Annotated in this window: 17 protein-coding genes; 10 read left to right on the top strand and 7 right to left on the bottom strand. The window is 57.2% G+C overall.

Translation table 11 applies throughout. The annotated features are described in order from the left end of the window. Positions 1–285 precede the first annotated feature (285 nt). Positions 286–3,810 carry a pyruvate:ferredoxin (flavodoxin) oxidoreductase gene (gene nifJ / locus SP99_RS11855; protein WP_047958718.1) on the bottom strand — a complete coding sequence of 1,175 codons (3,525 nt, stop codon included), beginning with the start codon at positions 3,808–3,810 and terminating at the stop codon, positions 286–288. A gap of 271 nt (positions 3,811–4,081) precedes the next feature. Here nifJ and SP99_RS11850 point away from each other — a divergent pair, with 271 nt between their 5' ends. Beyond that, a complete protein-coding gene (locus tag SP99_RS11850; protein ID WP_025759109.1) occupies positions 4,082–4,348 on the top strand; it encodes a putative hemolysin in 267 nt (88 codons plus the stop codon). Here SP99_RS11850 and hslJ read toward each other — a convergent pair whose 3' ends face one another. From hslJ to SP99_RS11835, 4 genes are all read right to left on the bottom strand, one after another. Continuing rightward, positions 4,349–4,786, bottom strand: coding sequence for a heat shock protein HslJ (gene hslJ, locus SP99_RS11845; RefSeq protein WP_045285059.1), 438 nt, complete (start codon positions 4,784–4,786; stop codon positions 4,349–4,351). It abuts the gene before it with no gap. A gap of 127 nt (positions 4,787–4,913) precedes the next feature. Continuing rightward, positions 4,914–5,042, bottom strand: a complete 129-nt coding sequence (locus SP99_RS23150) for a DUF2474 domain-containing protein (protein ID WP_053060149.1) — start codon at positions 5,040–5,042, stop codon at positions 4,914–4,916. Further along, the gene (cydB, locus tag SP99_RS11840) at positions 5,042–6,052 is read right to left on the bottom strand and encodes a cytochrome d ubiquinol oxidase subunit II (RefSeq protein WP_047958717.1); all 1,011 of its coding nucleotides are present in this window, start codon (positions 6,050–6,052) and stop codon (positions 5,042–5,044) included. Before cydB ends, SP99_RS23150 begins: the two co-directional genes overlap by 1 nt. Beyond that, positions 6,052–7,452, bottom strand: coding sequence for a cytochrome ubiquinol oxidase subunit I (locus SP99_RS11835; protein WP_047958716.1), 1,401 nt, complete (start codon positions 7,450–7,452; stop codon positions 6,052–6,054). Before SP99_RS11835 ends, cydB begins: the two co-directional genes overlap by 1 nt. A gap of 394 nt (positions 7,453–7,846) precedes the next feature. Here SP99_RS11835 and ymcF point away from each other — a divergent pair, with 394 nt between their 5' ends. From ymcF to SP99_RS11795, 9 genes are all read left to right on the top strand, one after another. Continuing rightward, positions 7,847–8,035 carry a cold shock small protein YmcF gene (gene ymcF, locus SP99_RS11830; RefSeq protein WP_032672600.1) on the top strand — a complete coding sequence of 63 codons (189 nt, stop codon included), beginning with the start codon at positions 7,847–7,849 and terminating at the stop codon, positions 8,033–8,035. 82 nt (positions 8,036–8,117) lie between these two features. Then, the gene (locus SP99_RS11825) at positions 8,118–9,527 is read left to right on the top strand and encodes an aminotransferase-like domain-containing protein (protein WP_025759115.1); all 1,410 of its coding nucleotides are present in this window, start codon (positions 8,118–8,120) and stop codon (positions 9,525–9,527) included. A 272-nt stretch (positions 9,528–9,799) separates the two neighbouring features. After that, positions 9,800–10,945, top strand: coding sequence for a putative ABC transporter substrate-binding protein YdcS (gene ydcS / locus SP99_RS11820; protein ID WP_047958715.1), 1,146 nt, complete (start codon positions 9,800–9,802; stop codon positions 10,943–10,945). 17 nt (positions 10,946–10,962) lie between these two features. After that, entirely contained in the window at positions 10,963–11,976 is a 1,014-nt protein-coding gene (locus SP99_RS11815) for an ABC transporter ATP-binding protein (RefSeq protein ID WP_045285053.1), read from the top strand. A gap of 1 nt (position 11,977) precedes the next feature. After that, positions 11,978–12,922, top strand: coding sequence for an ABC transporter permease (locus SP99_RS11810; protein WP_047958714.1), 945 nt, complete (start codon positions 11,978–11,980; stop codon positions 12,920–12,922). Next, complete coding sequence (locus tag SP99_RS11805) at positions 12,912–13,718, top strand: ABC transporter permease (RefSeq protein WP_045285051.1); 807 nt, start codon at positions 12,912–12,914, stop codon at positions 13,716–13,718. Before SP99_RS11810 ends, SP99_RS11805 begins: the two co-directional genes overlap by 11 nt. Before the next feature lie 24 nt (positions 13,719–13,742). After that, positions 13,743–15,167 (top strand): aminobutyraldehyde dehydrogenase, encoded by a 1,425-nt coding sequence (patD, locus tag SP99_RS11800; protein WP_047958713.1) that lies wholly within the window; start codon positions 13,743–13,745, stop codon positions 15,165–15,167. Between the two features lie 182 nt (positions 15,168–15,349). Then, positions 15,350–15,523 carry a GhoT/OrtT family toxin gene (locus SP99_RS23145; protein ID WP_013096478.1) on the top strand — a complete coding sequence of 58 codons (174 nt, stop codon included), beginning with the start codon at positions 15,350–15,352 and terminating at the stop codon, positions 15,521–15,523. 86 nt (positions 15,524–15,609) lie between these two features. Then, the gene (locus SP99_RS11795; RefSeq protein WP_047958712.1) at positions 15,610–16,365 is read left to right on the top strand and encodes an alpha/beta fold hydrolase; all 756 of its coding nucleotides are present in this window, start codon (positions 15,610–15,612) and stop codon (positions 16,363–16,365) included. A 96-nt stretch (positions 16,366–16,461) separates the two neighbouring features. Here the strand turns inward: SP99_RS11795 and SP99_RS11790 are convergent, their stop codons facing one another. Next, positions 16,462–18,639: a virulence factor SrfC family protein gene (locus SP99_RS11790; RefSeq protein ID WP_047958711.1), complete on the bottom strand. Its 2,178-nt coding sequence runs from the start codon at positions 18,637–18,639 to the stop codon at positions 16,462–16,464. Continuing rightward, the gene (locus SP99_RS11785) at positions 18,636–21,617 is read right to left on the bottom strand and encodes a virulence factor SrfB (RefSeq protein ID WP_047958710.1); all 2,982 of its coding nucleotides are present in this window, start codon (positions 21,615–21,617) and stop codon (positions 18,636–18,638) included. Before SP99_RS11785 ends, SP99_RS11790 begins: the two co-directional genes overlap by 4 nt. Between the last annotated feature and the right edge of the window lie 4 nt (positions 21,618–21,621).

Below are 21,621 nucleotides of genomic sequence, written 5' to 3'. Positions count from 1 at the left end.
TAATTGTTACTAATTAAGTAAAATCTAAACCGAATAAATCAGCAGTAATGATCATTGGGTTGATGAATGTTTTAAGGTTAAGTATATTAAATTAAAATTATTAAACTGAACTAAATTACGTTAATCTTAGCGGCGTTATATGCCTTTAAGATTATTTATCCATAATTCCCATGAATGTTATTCAGGAAACTAAATAGATATTCATTAATTATCTGGATGCGCCCGGTGTGAAAATACCGGGCTTTTTTATGGCAAAAAAATGCCCGGACAAGCCGGGCAGAGAAACTAGTCGCTGGTCGATTTTTCGGCTTTACCCGCCATTTGCGCGAGGAAATCATACCGTTTTTGCAGGTCGGCTGCGGCGTCTTTCCAGAGCTGTTCAGCCACCTCCGGCTGCTGGGCGTTAAGGCGACGGAAGCGTTGTTCCTGCATTAACGTCTCGGCCAGGGCGTCTGACGGCGGACGCGAATCAAGCGCCAGTGGTAATTTCCCTTCGTCCGCACGGCGTGGGTCGAACCGGTAGAGCGGCCAGAAACCGGTCGCCGTCAGCTGTCGCATCTGATCGTGGCTAAGCGCCAGGTCATATCCATGCTCTTCGCAAGGGCTGTAGGCAATGATCAGCGACGGGCCAGGGTACGCTTCCGCTTCCTGAATCGCTTTTACCGTCTGGTTAAGCTGCGCGCCCAGCGAGATTTGCGCGACGTAAACGTGACCATACATCATCATGCTCACACCAAGATCTTTACGCGCTTTGCGTTTACCGTGTTCACCAAATTTCGTGACCGCGCCTAACGGCGTGGCTTTCGATGCCTGGCCGCCGGTATTGGAATAACACTGCGTATCCAGCACCAGGATGTTGACGTTCTCGGTCAGGCTCAGCACGTGATCCAATCCGCCGAAGCCGATGTCGTAGGCCCAGCCGTCGCCGCCAATCAGCCAGATCGATTTTTCGACCAGGGCGTCGGCGTCAGTCAGCAGCTGCTGTGCACCGTCTACGTCCTTCAGGGCATTGCGCAGTGCTGCGACCTGCTCGCGACGAACCTCCGGTGTGGCTTCAGCGTGCAGCGCCGCGTTCAGCTCAGCAGGGATGTTATCGGTAAACTGGTCCAGCAGGCGCATCACGCGGGCGCGATGCTGATCGACGGTTAAGCGGAAGCCCAGACCAAACTCGGCGTTATCCTCAAACAGTGAGTTCGCCCAGGCCGGTCCGCGGCCGTTGGCGTCGGTGGTGTACGGCGTGGAGGGCAGGTTACCGCCATAGATAGACGAACAGCCGGTCGCGTTGGCAATCAGCATCCGGTCACCGTACAGTTGGGTAAGCAGCTTGATATACGGCGTTTCCCCACAGCCGGAGCAGGCACCGGAGTATTCGAACAGTGGGGTGATCAGCTGTGAAGTCCGGATATCAATACGTTCCAGTTTGCTGCGATCGATTTCCGGCAGACTCAGGAAGAAGTCATAATTCACTTTCTCTTCTTCGACGTGCTCCAGACGCGACATCATATTGATGGCTTTGATGTCCGGGTTCTGCCGATCCTTCGCCGGGCAGACCTCAACGCACAGGTTACAGCCGGTGCAATCTTCCGGTGCGACCTGCAGTACGTATTTCTGTCCACGCATATCGCGGGATTTCACGTCCAGCGAGTGGAGGCTGGCCGGGGCGGACTCCATCTCTTCCGGGGAAACCACTTTGGCGCGAATGGCAGAGTGCGGGCAGGCCGCCACGCAGTGGTTGCATTGCGTACACAGCTCTTCTTTCCAGATAGGGATCGCTTCGGCGATGTTGCGTTTTTCCCAGCGGGTGGTGCCCATCGGCCAGGTGCCATCCGGCGGTAGCGCCGAGACGGGCAGGGCATCGCCCAGCCCGGCCAGCATCGCCGCCGTTACGGTCTTAACAAAATCAGGCGCCACATCGGACACTACCGGAGGACGGTTCGGGCTTGCGGCATTGACCGGCTGTAGCGGGACCTCAAACAGTGACTCGCGGGCCAGCGCCAGTGCCTGCCAGTTGCGTTCTACCAGCTCCTGACCTTTACTGCTGTAGCTTTTGGCAATTGCCCCCTGAAGTTCCATTAACGCGCTGTCACCCGGCAGAATGTTGGTCAGATGGAAGAAAGCCATTTGCATAACGGTATTAATACGCGCGGCCAGGCCACATTCGCGGGCAATTTTCGCCGCGTTAACCACGTAGAAGCGGGCTTTTTTCTGATTAAGCACCGCCTGAACCTCCTGCGGCAGGCGCGCCCAGACCTCCTCTGCGCTGTATGGGGTATTCAGGAGAAAAATACCGCCGGGTTTCAGGCGCTCAGCCATCTGGTATTTATCGATAAACTGCAGCTGGTGGCAGCCAACAAAGTCAGCCTGAGAAATAAGATAGGCAGAACGGATAGGCTGTTCACTCACCCGCAGGTGGGAAACGGTCAGACCACCGGCTTTTTTGGAGTCATAGACAAAGTACCCCTGGGCATACCATGGCGTCGAATTACCGATGATTTTGATGTTGTTTTTGGTCGCGGAGACGCTCCCGTCGCTGCCCAGACCGTAGAACAGCGCCTCAAGTTTGGCCGTCGAGGGCAGGGTGTTTTCCGGTAAGGTCAGGGACAGATTCGTCACATCGTCATAGATGCCGACGGTAAAGCGCGGCCTCGGCTTCGCTTCGCTGAGTTCGTTGAACACCGCCAGCACGCAGTCTGGTCCGAACTCTTTGGAGGACAAACCATAGCGACCCCCGATCACGCGCGGTAGCGTTTCTCGCTCGCCCTGATTAAAGGCTTCTGCCAGGGCCGTCATCACATCCAGATACAGCGGTTCCGCCTGCGCGCCCGGCTCTTTGGTGCGATCAAGCACCGCAATGGCACGCGCACTTTCCGGCAGCGCAGAGAGCAGATGTTTCGCCGAGAACGGGCGATAGAGCCGCACTTTCAGCACGCCAACTTTTTCACCGCGCGTCAGCAGTTCATCCACGACTTCCTCGCAGGTACCAATCGCTGAACCCATCAGCACAATAACGCGCTCTGCCTGCGGATGGCCGTAGTACTCAAACGGCTTATATTCCCGGCCGGTGGCAGCGGCAAAGTCATTCATCGCCTGTTCAACATGGTCGTACACCGCGTTGTACCACGGGTTAGTGGCCTCACGAGACTGGAAATAAGTATCCGGGTTTGCCGATGTCCCGCGAATAACAGGGTGTTCCGGGTTAAGGGCACGGGCGCGATGGGCGTCGATCTCCGCCTGCGGCAGCAGATTCAGGATAGTATCGTCAGCCAGCGGAACGATTTTGTTGATTTCATGCGAGGTGCGGAACCCATCAAAGAAATGAATAAACGGAACCCGGCTTTTGAGTGTGGCGATATGCGAAATGAGGGCAAAGTCCTGAGCTTCCTGAACGCTGCTGGCGCACAGCATGGCGCAACCGGTCTGGCGCACGGCCATCACGTCAGAGTGATCGCCAAAGATGGAGAGCGCGTGGGTGGCGACGGTACGTGCAGCAACGTGCAGAACGAAGGGGGTCAGTTGACCCGCGAGTTTGTACAGCGTCGGGATCATTAACAACAATCCCTGAGAAGAGGTAAAGGACGTGGAAAGTGCGCCGGTCTGCAGTGCGCCATGTACCGTCGCAATCGCACCGGCCTCGGACTGCATTTCAACCACTCTTGGGACATCGCCCCAGACGTTTTTTAACCCGTTACCGGCCCAGGCATCTGCCTGCTCAGCCATGGTGGAGCTTGGTGTAATCGGGTAGATGGCGATAACTTCACTGGTGCGAAACGCGACTGAGGCAACTGCACCATTACCGTCAATAGTTTGCATAGGACAACACCCTTACATTGCGCAAAAAATAGGGGTCTGTATTACGGCAACAAACCCTGAATATTATCTGTGTATTCTAGCAAACAGGGGATTTTTCGATTTTCGCTTTTGTGTCCTCGTTATTCTTGCCATCAATGAGTAGATCAAACTTTTGGCAGAAAAATTGCGAGAATTTGTTTCAGAAGCGCATAAATACGCACTTCCGATCTCGACGGCACGGGATGGGATGCCTATTATGCATAGGTTTCGCATTATTCATGGGGGAGAGAGCATGCGCTCAGCGTTTTTGGTAGGGTGTGCCGCATTATTGTTGTCGGCATGCAGCAGTGAACCTGTCCAGCAGGCAACGGCCGCCCACGTGGCGCCGGGAATGAAAGCCGCGATGTCCAGCTCCGGTCAGGCTAACTGCGCGATGATTGGCGGTTCGCTGTCGGTGGCCCGCCAGCTCGATGGTTCGGCTATTGGGATGTGCGCCTTGCCAAATGGCAAACGCTGTAGTGAACAGTCGCTTGCCGTTGGAACCTGCGGTAATTACTGATTAGTCTGCACGCTTAAACATCAGCGTTTTATCGGCTGTCGCCAGCGTTAACTGGTCTTCAGTCAGGTCGACCTGCGCCCCTTTGCGCAGCATGTCGCCGATGGCCTGATCCAGTTCGTTAAGCTGTGGTTCAGTACAGAGCTTGCGCGTCATGGCCAGCGTTTTCACCTTCAGCTCGCCTTCGGACAATTTCCCCTGTCCGCTGAAGCGGTTACACATTGCGCCTGAAACGCTGATGTTATTAACCAGGCTGATATCTGACAGTGCGTTAAAACTGATCTCAGGTGGCGTCGTCGTGTTCTTCACGGCCTTACCGTTCACATTTTCCAGCACAAAGCGGTGGCTGGTGAGCTGTTCCGGCTGAACGGAAGCTTTACCCGGATTAACGCAGCCGGTGAGGACAAGGCTGATAACACTTAACGCCATGAGCTTTTTCATTTTTCTTCTCAAACTATAAATACCGTGAATCTGTTTCCAGTGTAACGATACGCCAGCGTGGGTTAATGGGGTTTATCTGAAAGTGCGGGGGAGAAGTCGGGCAACGCGACGGCTGCCCGGAATAACGTTAGTGCGATTTAAACCCTGCCGCTGTCATCAACATGCGAAAGAGCATACTGACAGCAGCCAGCGCGAGTACGCTGCCGGCCCAGATAATGGCCAGCCACAGTAATCTTTTCCAGACCGGTTGTTGCATCAGTGATAACCCTCCCCATGCTGAACTTTGCCGCGAAATACGTAGTAACTCCAGAAGGTGTAGACCAGGATAACGGGAATGATCAACAGCGCGCCCACCAGCATAAAGCCCTGACTCTGCGTCGGTGCGGCGGCCTGCCACAGGGTGATTGACGGAGGAATGATGTGTGGCCAGATGCTGATCCCCAGCCCGCTAAAGCCGAGGAATATCAGCCCCAGCGTCAGGACGAACGGACGATTATGGCTGTCGGGATTACTCAGACAGCGCCATTGATACAGGCTCAACATCACTACCAGCGCCGGGACGGGCAGCAGATAAAACAGATTCGGCAGCGTAAACCAGCGCGCGGCGATGGCCGGCTGCGCCAGTGGCGTCCAGAGGCTGATCGCCGCAATAAACGCCAGCAGCACGAGTAACAGCATTTTCGACACCTCACGCATCCGCTGTTGCAGGGGATTTTCGCTTTTCATCACCAGCCAGGTCGCGCCTAACAGCGCATACGCGACGACCAGCCCCGCACCGCAGAACAGATTAAACGCGGTAAACCAGTCAAATGGCCCGCCGGTATAGGCCCGGCCGGTGACGGTAAAGCCGTTAATGACCGCGCCGACCGTTACACCCTGGGTAAACGTCGCCAGAATGGAACCGCCAATAAACGCCTTGTCCCAGAACGGACGGTGCGCTGGCGTGGCTTTAAAACGAAACTCAAACGCTACGCCACGAAAAATAAGACCGATCAGCATTAATGTCAGCGGAATGGTGAGGGCATCAATAATCACGGCGTAGGCTAGCGGAAACGCGCCGAACAGGGCGGCCCCGCCAAGGACCAGCCAGGTTTCATTCCCGTCCCAGACCGGCGCGACGCTGTTGACCATCACATCGCGATCGTCGGCGTTTTGCGTAGCCGGGAATAAAATACCAATCCCCAGATCAAAGCCGTCCATGACGATATACATCAGCGTGGCGAAGACAATGATGACAAACCAGATAATGGAAAGATCGATACCCATTATGGCTGCTCCTTATGTTCAGTTGTGACGGCAGAAAGCGGGCGCGCCGGACGTCCATCGGACTCAGTGGCGAAAGATTCATGCGGCTGCGGGCCTTTGCGGATGAGACGCACCATATAGCTGTAACCCACGCCAAACACCGAGGTGTAAACGATGAAGAAAACCAGCAAACTCACGCTCATATGCAGATCGCCATGGGCGGAGACCGCGTCCTTCGTGCGCTGAAGGCCGTAGACCACCCACGGCTGGCGGCCCACTTCGGTGGTTACCCATCCCGACAGAATAGCAATCAACCCGGATGGCCCCATCAGCAGGGCAAACCACAGGAAAGGACGGGAAGAATAAACGCGCTTTTTGTAGCGCAGCCAGAGTGCCGTCACGCCAAGCAGCAGCATCAGCATGCCCAGGCCCGCCATGATACGGAATGACCAGAAGACGATAGTGGAGTTAGGCCTGTCTTCCCTGGGAAACTCTTTGAGTGCCGGAACCTGTTTATCCAGGCTGTGCGTCAGGAGAAGGCTGCCGAGTGCGGGGATCTCCAGCCCAAAGCGGGTGCGCTCCTGTTCCATATCCGGCCAACCGAACAGCAGCAGCGGGGTAGGTTCACCGGGTGGGTTTTCCCAGTGGCCTTCAATGGCGGCAATTTTCGCCGGCTGGTGCTTTAAGGTGTTCAGCCCGTGCATATCGCCAACCATGGCCTGGATGGGGGCGACAATCAGCGTCATCCACAGCGCCATCGAAAACATCGCGCGAATAGCGGGAGTATTATTCCCGCGCAGCAGATGCCATGCCGCGGATGCGCCAACAAACAGGGCGCTACTCAGAAACGCGGCTATCGACATATGCAGCAGGCGATAAGGGAAGGAGGGGTTAAATACCACGGCGAACCAGTCCACCGGTACCACCTGACCGTTGACGATCTCATAGCCCTGCGGGGTCTGCATCCAGCTGTTTGAGGAGAGGATCCAGAAGGTGGAGATGATGGTCCCCAGCGCCACCATACAGGTGGAGAAAAAGTGCAGCCCCGGCCCGACTTTGTTCCAGCCGAACAGCATCACCCCGAGGAACCCGGCTTCGAGGAAGAAGGCGGTGAGCACTTCATAGGTCAGCAGCGGACCGGTAATGCTGCCCGCAAACTGTGAAAACCCGCTCCAGTTGGTACCAAACTGGTAGGCCATCACCAGCCCGGAGACCACACCCATGCCAAAGTTAATCGCAAAGATCTTCGACCAGAAATGGTACAGCGAGCGCCAGACCGGATTTTTTGTTTTTAACCACAGGCCTTCGAGCACGGCAAGATAGCTGGCGAGACCGATGGTGATTGCCGGGAAAATAATGTGAAAGGATACGGTAAAGGCAAACTGTATCCGTGCAAGGTGAAAAGCATCTAAACCAAACATGCACAACCTCAATGTCAAACGGTGTGCTGTTATGGTATAGAGGCGCAAATCAGAGTATCAGACGCAGAAAAGCAATTTTTAACCATAACAGTTGGTTTAAAACCCATGCTTAAAGCATCTGATATACTTCGCGTTTAGGGAATAAAAACACTTCTTTTATGAATTTTCCGCATAAAACCGCTTGCTTTGTCGTCAGCATCGTGCGTTAATGATCTTCTGGTTTTGAGTCCAAATAAATATCTGACGTAGTTTTATAAAGCAGTTCTCATCACGTTGTGCCTCTCCGCAGCCTCTCTTGGGTCTTTATCTACATTCCGATTAGTTTTGTTTCAAACCACTATCGCCTGATCGGCTCATGAGTAATTTTACGTTTTTACGTTTACAGGAGAATCCTATGACTTCTTATATCCATTTTCGCTGCCCTTGCTGTCATGGCTCGCAGTACCGTACCTCAGCCTTTGATGTGTCTGAGAAAAACCCTTACGGCGCGAAATGCATCTTTTGCAAATCGCCAATGATTACGCTGGACCATCTGGCCGCGGCGCGTCAGGCGCAGAACCACGTTACCGGTTACCGTAAGTAATTCATTTAGCAAACTATAACAGTTACCTAAATCTTCTCTTTTTCTCCTGCTGATATACACTGTCGGTCATAAGGAGAATCTGATGAAAAAATACCAGCGTCTGGCGCAACAAATTATCTCGCAGATCGAACTTGGCGTTTGGCTGCCGGGCGATAAGCTGCCTTCCCTGCGAGAGCAGGTGGCGAGCAGCGGCATGAGTTTTATGACCGTTGGCCACGCGTATCAGATGCTGGAAAGTCAGGGGCGCATTGTCGCCAGACCGCAGTCGGGCTATTACGTTGCCTCGCGCCCGACCGCGCAACAGCCTGCGCCACCCGCTCAGGTCATGCGTGACGAAGCGGTGGATATCAACACCTACATCTTCGAGGTCTTACAGGCCAGCCGCGACCCCTCCGTTGTGCCTTTTGCTTCCGCGTTTCCCGACCCCCGTCTTTTCCCGCTTCAGCAGCTTAACCGCTCGCTGGCGAACGTCAGCAAAACGGCGACCGCGATGAGCGTGATTGAGAACCTGCCGCCGGGTAACGTCGATCTTCGCCACGCCATTGCCCGCCGCTACGCGCAGCAGGGGATGAACATCTCCCCGGAAGAGATCGTGATCACCGCAGGCGCGCTTGAAGCGCTGAATCTCAGCCTGCAGGCGGTCACCGAGCCCGGCGACTGGGTGATTGTCGAAAACCCCTGTTTCTACGGTGCGCTGCAGGCGCTGGAACGCCTTAAATTGAAAGCCCTGGCGATTGCGACGGACGTCCGCGAAGGGATCGATCTCAATGCGCTTGAGCAGGCGCTGAATGATTACCCGGTCAAAGCCTGCTGGATCATGACCAACAGCCAGAATCCGCTCGGCTTCACCCTGAGCGCGGAGAAAAAAGCACAGCTTGTCGCGCTGCTGACCCGTCATAACGTGCCGCTGATTGAAGATGACGTTTACAGCGAGCTCTATTTTGGGCGTGAAAAGCCGCTTCCGGCGAAAGCCTGGGATCGTCAGGACATGACGCTGCATTGCTCGTCATTTTCGAAATGTCTGGTGGCCGGCTTTCGTATTGGCTGGGTGGCGGCAGGAAAGCACGCGCGGCGCATTCAGCAACTGCAACTGATGAGCACGCTGTCCACCAGCTCTCCGATGCAGCTGGCGCTGGTGGATTACCTGGCGACCAAACGTTACGACGCCCATCTGCGCCGCCTGCGGCGCACGCTGGCCGAGCGAAAACAGCAGGCCTGGCAATCGCTGTTGCGTCATATGCCTGCCGGGGTCAAAATTCACCATAACGACAGCGGCTATTTTTTATGGCTCGAACTTCCGGCCCAGCTGGATGCCGGGCTGTTGAGCGAACAGGCATTGAGTCATCACATCAGCATTGCTCCGGGAAAGATGTTTTCCACCTCTGACGCGTGGACTCCGTTCTTCCGTTTTAATACCTCCTGGGCCTGGGGGGAACGGGAAGAGCAGGCGGTGATACAGTTAGGGAAATTAATTAGCAGTATGCTGAAATAAATATTCCCGCCTTTTACTCAATAATCATTCCTTATCTTTTTACCGGCGCGGCGACTATTTCGCCGCGCTGCGTCATACGAAATGTGCATACTGCCTCTCACGGCTAACCCCTTGTCTATAATCCAGTTAACGGGGAATGCGCCCCCGGTCACACCTTGATGAAATTTCCTTAAGCCGCACGGTGCGGCGCATTTGCGCGGTCTACGTTTATTAAGGGAGATATTTTTACGGCACGGCTGCCGCTAAATTTCATTGCGACAGGAGTAACTCTTATGAGCAAAAAATTTGCCCGCAGCAGCCTGTGTGCGCTCGGCATGACGATCATGGCCGCGCAAGCCGCAGAACCGCCAAAAGCCATTGGCGACGGGGAAGGCCGGCTGGATATTATTGCCTGGCCGGGATACATCGAACGGGGGCAGACGGATAAAAATTATGACTGGGTCACCCAGTTTGAAAAAGAGACCGGCTGTGCGGTAAACGTCAAAACCGCGGCAACCTCGGATGAAATGGTCAGCCTGATGGCGAAAGGGGGATACGATCTGGTCACCGCGTCGGGCGATGCATCGCTCCGCCTGATCATGGGCAAACGCGTTCAGCCGATTAACCCCGATCTTATTCCCAACTGGAAAACCCTCGACGCACGGATAGTAAAAGGGGAATGGTTTAACGTCGGCGGGAAAGTCTACGGCACGCCCTATCAGTGGGGGCCCAACCTGCTGATGTACAACACCAAAACCTTCCCGACGCCACCGGACAGCTGGAGCGTGGTCTTTACCAGACAGGATCTGCCGGACGGTAAAACCAATCAGGGACGCGTTCAGGCCTACGACGGTCCGATTTACATCGCCGATGCGGCGCTGTTTGTCAAAGCCACGCAGCCGCAGTTGGGCATCAAAGACCCGTACCAGCTCACGGAGGAACAATATGCCGCCGTGCTTAAGGTGCTTCGCGACCAGCATGCGCTGATCCACCGCTACTGGCACGACACCACCGTCCAGATGAGTGATTTTAAAAATGAAGGCGTCGTGGCCTCCAGCGCGTGGCCGTATCAGGCGAATGCCCTGAAGGCCGAGAACCAGCCCATCGCCACCGTGTTCCCGAAAGAGGGGGTGACCGGCTGGGCAGATACCACCATGCTGCACGCACAGGCAAAACACCCGATGTGCGCCTATAAATGGATGAACTGGTCGCTCACGCCGAAAGTGCAGGGCGATCTGGCCGCCTGGTTTGGCTCGCTTCCTGTCGTCCCGGAAGGGTGTAAGGCCAGCACGCTGCTGGGCGAAAAGGGCTGTGAAACAAACGGGTATAACGAGTTCGACAAAATCATGTTCTGGAAAACGCCGGTCGCAGAAGGCGGCAAATATGTGCCTTACAGCCGCTGGACGCAGGATTACATCGCCATCATGGGTGGCCGTTAATCGCCCGGGAGCAGAACATGACGTACGCGGTAGAGTTTAACAATGTTTCCCGCCTGTACGGCGACGTGCGGGCGGTGGATGGGGTGACCATTGCAATCCGTGACGGAGAGTTTTTCTCCATGCTGGGGCCTTCGGGCTCCGGCAAGACCACCTGCCTGCGGCTGATCGCCGGTTTTGAGCAGCTGTCAGGCGGCACGATTTCTATCTTTGGCAAAGAGGCGAGCGAGCTGCCGCCCTGGGAGCGGGACGTGAACACCGTGTTCCAGGACTATGCGCTGTTCCCGCATATGTCGATCCTCGATAATGTCGCCTACGGGTTGATGGTAAAAGGCGTCGATAAGAAAAAACGCCATGCGCAGGCTCGTGATGCGCTGGAAAAAGTGGGGCTGAGTTTTGCCGTTGCCCGCAAACCTTCGCAACTTTCCGGTGGCCAGCGTCAGCGTGTCGCCATCGCCCGGGCGCTGGTCAATGAGCCGCGCGTGTTGCTGTTGGACGAGCCGTTAGGTGCGCTCGATCTCAAACTGCGTGAACAGATGCAGTTCGAGCTGAAGAAACTTCAGCAGGAACTCGGCATCACCTTTATTTTCGTCACCCACGATCAGGGCGAAGCGCTGTCCATGTCAGACCGGGTGGCGGTATTCAATAATGGACGCATCGAGCAGGTGGATACCCCACGCGATCTCTACATGCGTCCGCGTACGCCGTTTGTTGCCGGTTTTGTTGGCACGTCCAACGTCTTCGATACGGTCCTTGCGCAAAAAATATGCGGCATGGAAGGCGCTTATTCACTGCGTCCGGAACATATTCGCCTTAACCAGAGCGGTGACGTTCAGGTTCAGGGATGCGTGCAGGCCGTTCAATACCAGGGGGCCGCCACGCGTCTGGAACTGAAACTGGATAATGGCGCAAAACTGCTGGTGAGCCAGGCCAACGTCAGTGACGTCTCGTCGCTGAACGGCGTTGCGCCGGGGCAGGTCGTGATGGCTTCGTGGTCACGCGAGGCGATGATCCGCCTTCACGAGGAGAGGTGAAATGGAGATGAGCGTTGCGCATCCTGGTCCCTCTCGTAGCCACATGAGCCGTTTAACCGCACTGTTCTGGCGTAAGCCGTCGCTTGGGCTGTTCCTGCTGCTGCTTGCGCCGCTGATGTGGTTTGGCATTGTCTATTTAGGGTCGTTGCTGACCCTGCTGTGGCAAGGGTTTTACACCTTTGATGACTTCACCATGGCCGTCACGCCGGATCTGACTCTGGCGAACATCCTGGCGCTCTTCAACCCGGCAAACTACGACATTATCCTGCGTACGTTAATCATGGCGATTGCGGTGACCATTGCCAGCGCTATTCTGGCATTCCCGATGGCGTGGTACATGGCGCGATACACTCACGGCAAGTGGAAGGCGTTTTTCTATATTGCGGTGATGCTGCCGATGTGGGCAAGCTACATCGTCAAAGCCTATGCCTGGACGTTGCTGCTGGCGAAAGATGGTGTGGCGCAGTGGTTTCTCAGCCATCTGGGTCTGGAGCCGATCCTGACCTCACTCCTGACGCTTCCGGCCATTGGCGGCAATACGCTTTCCACCTCCGGGCTGGGACGGTTTCTGGTCTTCGTCTATATCTGGCTGCCGTTTATGATCCTGCCGGTCCAGGCGGCGCTGGAACGCCTGCCTGCGTCTTTATTGCAGGCCTCGGCCGATCTCGGGGCGCGACCCCGCCAGACCTTTCGCTACGTCGTTCTGCCGCTGGCCATTCCGGGTATTGCGGCGGGTTCGATATTTACCTTTTCCCTGACGCTGGGGGATTTCATTGTTCCCCAACTGGTGGGGCCGCCGGGCTATTTCATCGGCAATATGGTCTATTCCCAGCAGGGCGCCATTGGCAATATGCCGATGGCCGCCGCGTTCACGCTGGTGCCCATCGTGCTGATTTCGCTTTATCTGGCGTTAGTGAAACGCCTGGGAGCATTCGATGCACTCTGAACGCGCACCACTGTTCCTGAAAGTGGCAGCCTGGGGAGGCGTTATCTTCCTGCACTTCCCGCTGCTGATCATCGCCACCTACGCCTTTAACACCGAAGACGCCGCCTTCAGCTTTCCGCCGCAGGGGCTGACGCTGAAGTGGTTTAGCGTGGCAGCGGGGCGAGGAGACATTATTGAGTCCGTGACGTTGTCACTTCAAATTGCGGCGTTATCCACCGCGATTGCCCTTGTCCTTGGCACGCTTGCTGCAGCGGCCCTGTGGCGAAGTGCGTTTTTTGGCAAGAATGCGATCTCCCTGTTGCTGCTATTGCCGATTGCGTTACCGGGGATCATCACCGGACTGGCGCTGCTGACCGCGTTCAAAACCATCAACCTTGAGCCGGGCTTTTTCACTATCGTGGTGGGACACGCCACCTTTTGCGTGGTGGTGGTGTTTAACAACGTGATTGCCCGGTTCCGACGCACCTCCTGGAGCCTGGTGGAAGCGTCGATGGATCTTGGGGCCGACGGCTGGCAAACCTTCCGCTATGTCGTGCTGCCCAATCTGGGTTCAGCGCTGCTGGCCGGGGGAATGCTGGCGTTTGCCCTGTCGTTTGACGAGATAATCGTCACAACCTTTACGGCGGGACACGAGCGCACGTTACCGCTGTGGTTGCTTAACCAGCTCGGGCGTCCCCGCGACGTGCCGGTCACCAACGTGGTTGCACTGCTGGTGATGCTGGTTACAACCGTCCCCATTCTGGGAGCCTGGTGGCTAACCCGCGACGGCGAGAGCATTGCCGGCAGCGGGAAATAACATTCATTTCAACAGGACAATGCTATGCAAACACATCTGCTGATTAAGGGTGAACTGGTTGCCGGAGAAGGAGAGGTGCAGCCGGTTTATAATCCGGCCACCGGAGAGGTACTGCTGGACATTGCTGAAGCGTCACCGGCCCAGGTCAATGCGGCGGTAGAGGCCGCTGATCGGGCGTTCATCGACTGGGGGCAGACCACGCCCAAAGCGCGTGCGGAGTGCCTGCTGAAACTGGCTGACGCCATCGAGGCGAATGGTGAAGAATTTGCCCGGCTCGAATCTCTCAACTGTGGCAAGCCGCTGCACTGCGTTCTGGGGGATGAGATCCCGGCGGTGGTCGATGTTTTCCGTTTCTTTGCCGGGGCGGCCCGCTGCCTGAATGGCCTCGCCGCCGGAGAGTATCTTGATGGCCACACGTCGATGATCCGCCGCGATCCGGTCGGCGTGGTGGCCTCTATCGCGCCGTGGAACTACCCGCTGATGATGGCGGCATGGAAGCTCGCGCCAGCGCTCGCTGCCGGTAACTGCGTGGTGATCAAACCCTCTGAAATTACGCCGCTGACGGCGCTGAAGCTGGCGGAGCTGGCAAAGGACATCTTCCCGGCGGGAGTGCTGAACGTGCTGTTTGGCCGCGGTAAGACGGTCGGCGATCCGCTGACCGGGCATGAAAAAGTCCGCATGGTCTCGCTGACCGGTTCGATTGCGACCGGGGAACATATCATCGGCCATACGGCTTCCTCCATTAAGCGCACCCACATGGAACTGGGCGGCAAAGCGCCCGTTATTGTGTTTGATGACGCCGACCTGGATGCGGTGGTCGAAGGGGTACGGACGTTTGGCTTCTACAATGCCGGGCAGGACTGTACGGCCGCCTGCCGTATCTATGCTCAGAAAGGGATCTATGCTGCGCTCGTGGAAAAACTGGGCGCCGCGGTAGCCAGCCTCAAAATGGGCGCCCCGGAGGATGGGGATACCGAGCTGGGGCCCCTCAGTTCTGCCGCCCATCTTTCACGCGTCTGTCAGGCTGTCGATGAGGCGAAAGCGCTCGGCCATATCCGCGTGGTTACGGGCGGGAGCAAAAAAGAGGGGGCGGGCTACTACTTCCAGCCAACCCTGCTGGCGGGGGCAAAACAGGACGACGCCATCGTCCAGCGCGAGGTGTTTGGCCCGGTGGTGAGCGTCACCGAGTTTGATGACGAGGCGCAGGTGCTGGCCTGGGCGAACGATTCACAGTACGGCCTGGCGTCATCGGTCTGGACCAAAGACGTGGGCCGCGCCCATCGCCTGAGCGCGCGCCTGCAGTATGGCTGCACCTGGGTGAATACCCATTTTATGCTGGTGAGCGAAATGCCCCATGGCGGCATGAAATTATCCGGCTACGGCAAGGATATGTCGGTCTACGGACTGGAGGATTATACGGTCGTCCGGCACGTCATGATTAAGCACTAAGCCTACGCGCCTGGCCGCTTGCGCGGTCGGGCGTTCACCTTGTCCGCGATGAGTGTTAAGCAAGATACTCAATTGTTATTAGCCGTAATTTTTAAGTGGTTATTCTGTAACGAAAAAACTTGATCTGTGTCAACATATGACGCATATTGCGTGCGGTTATTTTTTCGGCTCTGGTATACAGAATGACGTTGTATCAAAAGATGTTGGTTTTTTACGCAATCATGGCTTCCATCTGCGCATTAATCACCTGGTTCCTCTCTAAAGACCGCAAACGTATCCGACTGCTCAGTGCTTTTCTGGTGGGGTCAACCTGGCCAATGAGCTTTCCCGTTGCACTGCTGGTCTCGCTTTTCTGAAGCACGCTTCCATTTTTAATAGATGAATATGGCATTCCAGATACGGTAACTGTATAAATACACAGTACATCGTAAAAGGAGTGCTTATGAACAGTTTTTACTCGCAACAGGCCGGTTGCACCGTGCGCTGGCATGATTTGCCCGGCAATGGCGATCCCGTGGTGTTCATTCACGGGTTGGGCTGTGCCGCTTCCTATGAATATCCCCGTGTCGTGCATGACCCTCAGTTCGGGGCGCGCTGGGCCATTCTCATCGATCTGCCGGGTAGCGGCTACAGCGACAAACCTCTGCACTACTCCTACCGAACAACTGACCAGGCTCGTGTCGTCGTGGAGCTGATTAACCATCTCAAACTGGACACCTTCTGGCTGTATGGTCACAGCATGGGCGGCAGTATTGCTATCGAAACGGCGGGGATGCTGCCCGCGCGCGTAAAAGGGCTAATGGTGTCGGAACCCAATTTTCATGCGGGTGGGGGCATGTTCAGCCAATCTATCGCAGCACAAACCGAGCAACAGTTTCTGGAACAGGGCTATGACGCCATGCTGCGCGCCGAAACCACGGCGTGGGCAGGGTGCCTGCAGAGCAATGCCCCTTACGCCGTCTGGCGCGGTGCCGCGAGTCTGGTGGCGGGCGTTGAGCCGGAATGGGAGGCGCAGTTCCTGTCACTCCCGTGCCCGGTAACGCTGATTTTCGGCGAGCGGTCGCTGCCTGATGACGATGTGGATAATCTGAAGCAGAAGGGCGTTGCGGTAAAAATCATCCCTGCAGCGGGCCACTCAATGTCCTGGGAAAACCCCTCCGCGCTGGCGCAGACGCTAGCCGGGTGTATGACGGAGTGATCGCCCGGCGGTGACGGATCTGCAGCGGTGAAGAATCCAGGCCGGGTAAGCGCAGCGCCACCCGGCAAGAAAGGCGGCTACAGTGTTAATCCGCCCTCAGCGTAATAACGCCTGCAGAGCCTTGCGCGCCCCCGGCTGAACATCATGCGGGTGCTGGTAATCAATGTTCTCTATTGCGCGGCTATAGAGCGCAACCAGCCAGTCGTAAACGTACGCGGTGGCCGCATGCACAGGCTGTTCCCCCAGGCGCGTCAGGCGGGGACCGGCGCTGCTGACGACCGGCGTGACGAAGATAGCCTGACCCTTACGGATGCGGCTGGCCGGACGTGTCGCCACGGGCGTCTGGTCATAACCCAGCCAGCCAATGAAATTGCCCATCACGGCATGCAGTTGCGCCGCGCTACTCTTATCCGCTTCGACAATACGCTGTAGCTGCTGAGGCAGATCCAGCCGGTAACTGGTGACTACCAGCACATCTGCGATTTGCTGCAACACGGCGGGTTCCAGCCCCAGACGGGCGGCGGTAGCTTCATTGCGGCTCCACTGACGCAGATGGTTTATCCAGACCCGGTGCGCAAGACGCGCTTTGTCTTTTGTCTGGTACTGCGCGGTATTCTCCTGGGCGCTGTCGGCAAACAGGTCAATGGTGTCCGTGAACAGTCCGTTAACCTGCTCCTCACGCGGTTGCTGAACGGCCAGCAGCGTTTCAAAGGCTTTGAGCGGCGGCAGCAGACCATCCAGCAGCTCACCGTGGCGGGCGGCGCTGCTTTGCAGCGTGCGTACCATGTTTTCCGCCTGAGCACGTCGGGTGCCCGGCTCTTCAACCAGCGGTACCAGATAACTTTTCATCAGCGATGAAAGCGCCTGGCGCAACCCATTTTTCAGGGTGCTGAGACGCTTGTGTCGCAGCGCAGGCAGCGTGGCCTGAGACAGCCACTCGATGACGCGCTGCATGCTGTGACTGTCCAGCGCCTGCAGCGTACCCCAGCGCAAACCCGGCTTGCCGAGCAGGTGTTGAACGGCTTCATCAAGATTCTGCCGGGTAGTGAAGCGGGCGTCATGGGGGGTAATTGCCCAGACCAGGCCCGGCAGAGCAGAGTCTTCCGCGGGCTGCGTCTCCTTGACCCAGTTCATTAACACTTTTGCTTTTTTGGCCGTCTGCTCGTGCTGCGCCGTGGCGTTGCAAATGACCAGCACATCCGGCTCGAGCTGTTGACGGTAATGCTCCAGCAACCACTGGGATTTCGCCTGACGCAGCGGGTCAGCATCGGTATCTTCAACAAGCGGGATATCAATGATATCGACGTTATCCAGGGCCGCGTTCTCAACCGGCAACACCAGCTCGCGGGTGAGAAAGGCAAGCACATCGACGGGGATGCTGATCGCGTTAAGCATTTCACCGTCATTCAGCGGATGAAGCAGCGTCTCCTGGGCGTCCTGCAGGGCTGGCGTACCGTCGTGCGTCAGGAACCCTTCACCCGGCAGCCCAAAGCTATCCACCAGCAGGCTCAGCGGGGCGGCGAGGGCGCTGGCATGGCTGGTCTGATGCAGCACATGGGCCAGGTTTAACCACTGCTGGGTCAGCTCCTGCTGCTCGCCCCACAGCAACGACCAGACGCTGGCGCGCGTGCTGAGATCCAGCGACGGCACCAGCTGGGCAAACTCATGCCACAGGGCGTCATCAATTTGCTGTTTAGCGGCAGGCACCGTGCTTTGCCAGAAGCGGGCAATCGCCCCCACTTCCTGCGCCGTGATGCCGGGCACGCCCTGCGGCTGGCGCAGGCCGCGCCATTTCTCCAGGCGTGTCTCAATAACCGCCTTATCCACCGCGCGTATCTGCGGATGCAGCGTCGTGCGGGCAATGAACAGCTGTACCAGCTCGGCCTCGGTCACCAGACTCAGACGCAGCGGGAATGCTTCATCCACCACGTCAGGGGTTTCGCGGGTGAAGCGAACGGCCATGTTGGTCAGGGCATGTCCCGGGTTGATATGCGAAAAATAGTCAAAGCTGCGCTGGCCCGGCGTCACGTTCAGGCGGCCATTCCCGCTGCCGCACAGGGACAACAGCAGGTGTGCTTTCGCGCTCTGGGAATGACCGTAAAGCCCGATGCTGCTCTGGCGGGTCATGGCGCGTTCAATGGCCTGCTCACGCGCCTGCACCGCGTTGATGCGGGCAAGCAGGGCGTCGGCATCGTTATCCAGTACAGGGGCGTTCAGGCGCGTCTCATTAATCCACCCGATTAAGGCCTGAGTGGTGGTGGTCGTCGCTGTCATTTCAGGTATACGCTCCCGCTGTCGATCCAGTAATGGCTGCCGCTGTGTCGGCGATCGGCCAGAGTATTCAGTTTGAAGGTTAATGCGTCAGCTGCCACCGGCGTGCCGTCCTGCAGCCAGGCATCACTCAGTTCAAAGGCCTCCGGGCCCTCCTGCTTGCTGCCGCCGCAGAGTTTGAGCCGCACGTTCAGCACGCCGTCGCCGGCAATCGCTTTTGCCAGTTCAGGTGAGTTAATGCTGAGCGTGTAGAGCGGCGTGGCGGGCCAGCGCGCGTTCGCCAGCTGACGGAAGCCGAGGGTGACGTTACCGCGTAGCGGGAAGTGCAGGCGCGCGTCGAGCTTCGCACCGGGCTTATCGAGGTCGATGTCCTGGTACCAGACGTTTTCCTCGCGCAGGGTATTCACGGTGTTATCCAGCACGCCGAGATAACGCACGGTGGAATACGCCCCAATGTCCGCGGCTTTAAAGTTGAAGCGCGGCAGGCGCAGATCAAGGGCCAGGCTGCAGAGCATGGCTCCCACGGCAGCCGTCGATTTCGGGTTGCCAATCCGCCCCTGCTGGCTGAACGGATACCATTCGTGCACCTGGTATTTATCCAGCCAGACGATGCGGTTAACCGGCACCGGCTGCAGATGGCGAATCAGCGCCTGAACACCGGGCAGGCAGCCAGGACGCCCGGTGATGAGCAGAATATCGCAGCTGTAATGTGAAATCGCCTCACACACCGCGTGCAGCGGCGAGGCCAGCGTAAACTGCCCGGCCAGCATCGCGTCCTGCATTTCGCGGAAATTGACATGCAGCGGTACGGCGAACAGGTCAAAAGCGTCTGAACCCGCCGGCAGAGCATGATCGATGGCCTGCTGCAGATAATTCATCACATTGCGGGTCGGTTTCTGCGGCAGAAGATCGCCAAAGGTGGCATGCAGACCGGCCAGCGGATCGTCAACGTCGCTGGATTCCCACGCGGCAAGAATGGCATGACCAATCGGCATAAAGAGCTGAAGGGCTGTTTGCTGGCGAAGTACGGCCTGGGTATCAATGCGCCCGGAGTCGCCGAACAGTGACGCCATCAGCAAGGAGGCATCCGCAATGCCCGATTTCTGTAACTGCGTTTGCAGGGCGGGCAGTACGTAGCGCTGAATCACGTCCAGTAACGTATCGTCGCCCGCCACCTTAAACCCTTCGCGGAACAGGAGCTGCGGAGTGATTTTGACGTTATTACCGGAACCGTCATCCAGCTGGTAATGGGTGATCGCCATATCCGTGGTGCCCCCGCCAATGTCGATGGAGGCGATGCGCAACGCCCGGCCCGGCTGCGCACCGGGCTCAGGCTCACGGTCCGGACGTGCAAGGGAGGCGAAGAAGGCTTCCGTCTGACCGCCAAAGCGGGAGATCGCTTCGTTATACAGCCAGACCAGTTGACCGCAGCTGGCTTCGTCCCACTCCATCTGGATTTCCGGGACCGGCACCACGCTTTTTTCCTGCTGTTTGCGGGTGACAAAATCCTCATCCTGCGGGTGCCATCCCATCGCTTTCCAGACAATGGCGATGGCTTCGAACATGCGGCGGCGGAAAATTTCGCGCTCCTGCTTAGGCATGGCCGAGGGCAGCGTCAGGATCAGGGTACGCAGCTGGCGAGGCGACGCGGGGAAGCCCAGACGCAGGCGCGTGGCGACGCTGTTGATCTGCCCCAGCGCCTGCGCCAGCAGTTCGCACAGCATGTGCGTCATCAGCGTGCTGCGGCTGTACTGCGGCGAGAAGACCGGCAGTCGCTCATCCTGCGGCAGCGTGAAGAGCGGCTCGCCGTCATCGTTCATCAGGTTCATCAGCGGGAACGCGGTGGCAAGCGGTTCACGCTGGGTTTTGCTGTTCATCTGGCTAAAGCGCCAGTCCTGTACCACCGGTGTTTCATCCCACAGGTAGCGACGCGGACTGGAGATTCCGCTGTTACCTTCGGTTCCCAGACGCTGCATCGCCAGCTTGCGGGCCTCATCACCGACGCGGACAATCGACGGCCAGACAAAGGCATCTTCGCGACCGCTTTCAACCGAGAAGTGCTGCTTGCCAAAACGCGCCTCCGAAAACTCAAGACGGCTGGTAAACAGCGGCTCATTAAGGAATTGCGGCTCGCTTAATGAGCGTACCTGCAGTTCGGCGGTCTGGCGTAGACCATCGTTCGCATCGCCGTGGTCTTCAATAATCACGCCGCAGGTGTGGGTATTCCCCACGTCGAGGATCAGGTCGACCGGAATGGCCGGGGTGCTGAGCGTATGGGTAACAAATTTGACTTCCGGCACGGTGAGCTGTTCACCGAGCATGGTCAACAGGTTAAGCCAGTGCGCCTGATATTCAAAACTGCGCATCGCCTGCTGCAGATCGCGCTCGGAACGGTTTTCTACGCCATCGGCATACTGGGTAAACGCCTCGCGCAGCCAGCCGTCAATCCAGGTCTGATCGAGGAAATTTTCAACTTCCGCATCGCGCCATGCCAGGGCAAAGCGGGTCCCGTTCAGGATATCGTTCTCAACCGGGGAGAGGGCGGATGTGGCATGACCGGCAATCTGGCTGTCCAGCGCCAGGGTCACGCGGTGGGTATTGCCTGCCGTGTCGGGGGTGTCAAGCTTGCGCACCTGCACGCGGGCCCAGTTATCCGGCCCTTCCACAAAAGTCCGCGGCGGGTTGAAGCGCAGGAAAGGCACGGGGAGCCAGACGCCATCCAGAACCGCCAGCGACTGATGCAGCGGGATGGTGGTTTCCGGTTTGACCACTTCTGGCTGCCCACCGTTAATGCCCGGCAGGGTATAGCGCCCGTTAACCATGTCGAAATCGAGTCGTAAAAGCGGGCCATTCGCGGTTTTACGTACGAAGCGCCCGTGACTGGCGGTGTCCTGCGGCGTCAGGCCGAAATCCAGGAACTGCACGCCGCTGTTAGCAATAAGCGTGACGCTTTGTTTATAGTCGCAAAGATTTACCAGCATAGGA

Source organism: Enterobacter sp. BIDMC92 (assembly GCF_001030225.1).
GTDB classification, from domain to species: domain Bacteria; phylum Pseudomonadota; class Gammaproteobacteria; order Enterobacterales; family Enterobacteriaceae; genus Enterobacter; species Enterobacter sichuanensis.
The sequence above is the reverse complement of the archived record's forward strand: the minus strand, read 5'-3'. Positions and strand labels throughout refer to the sequence as shown.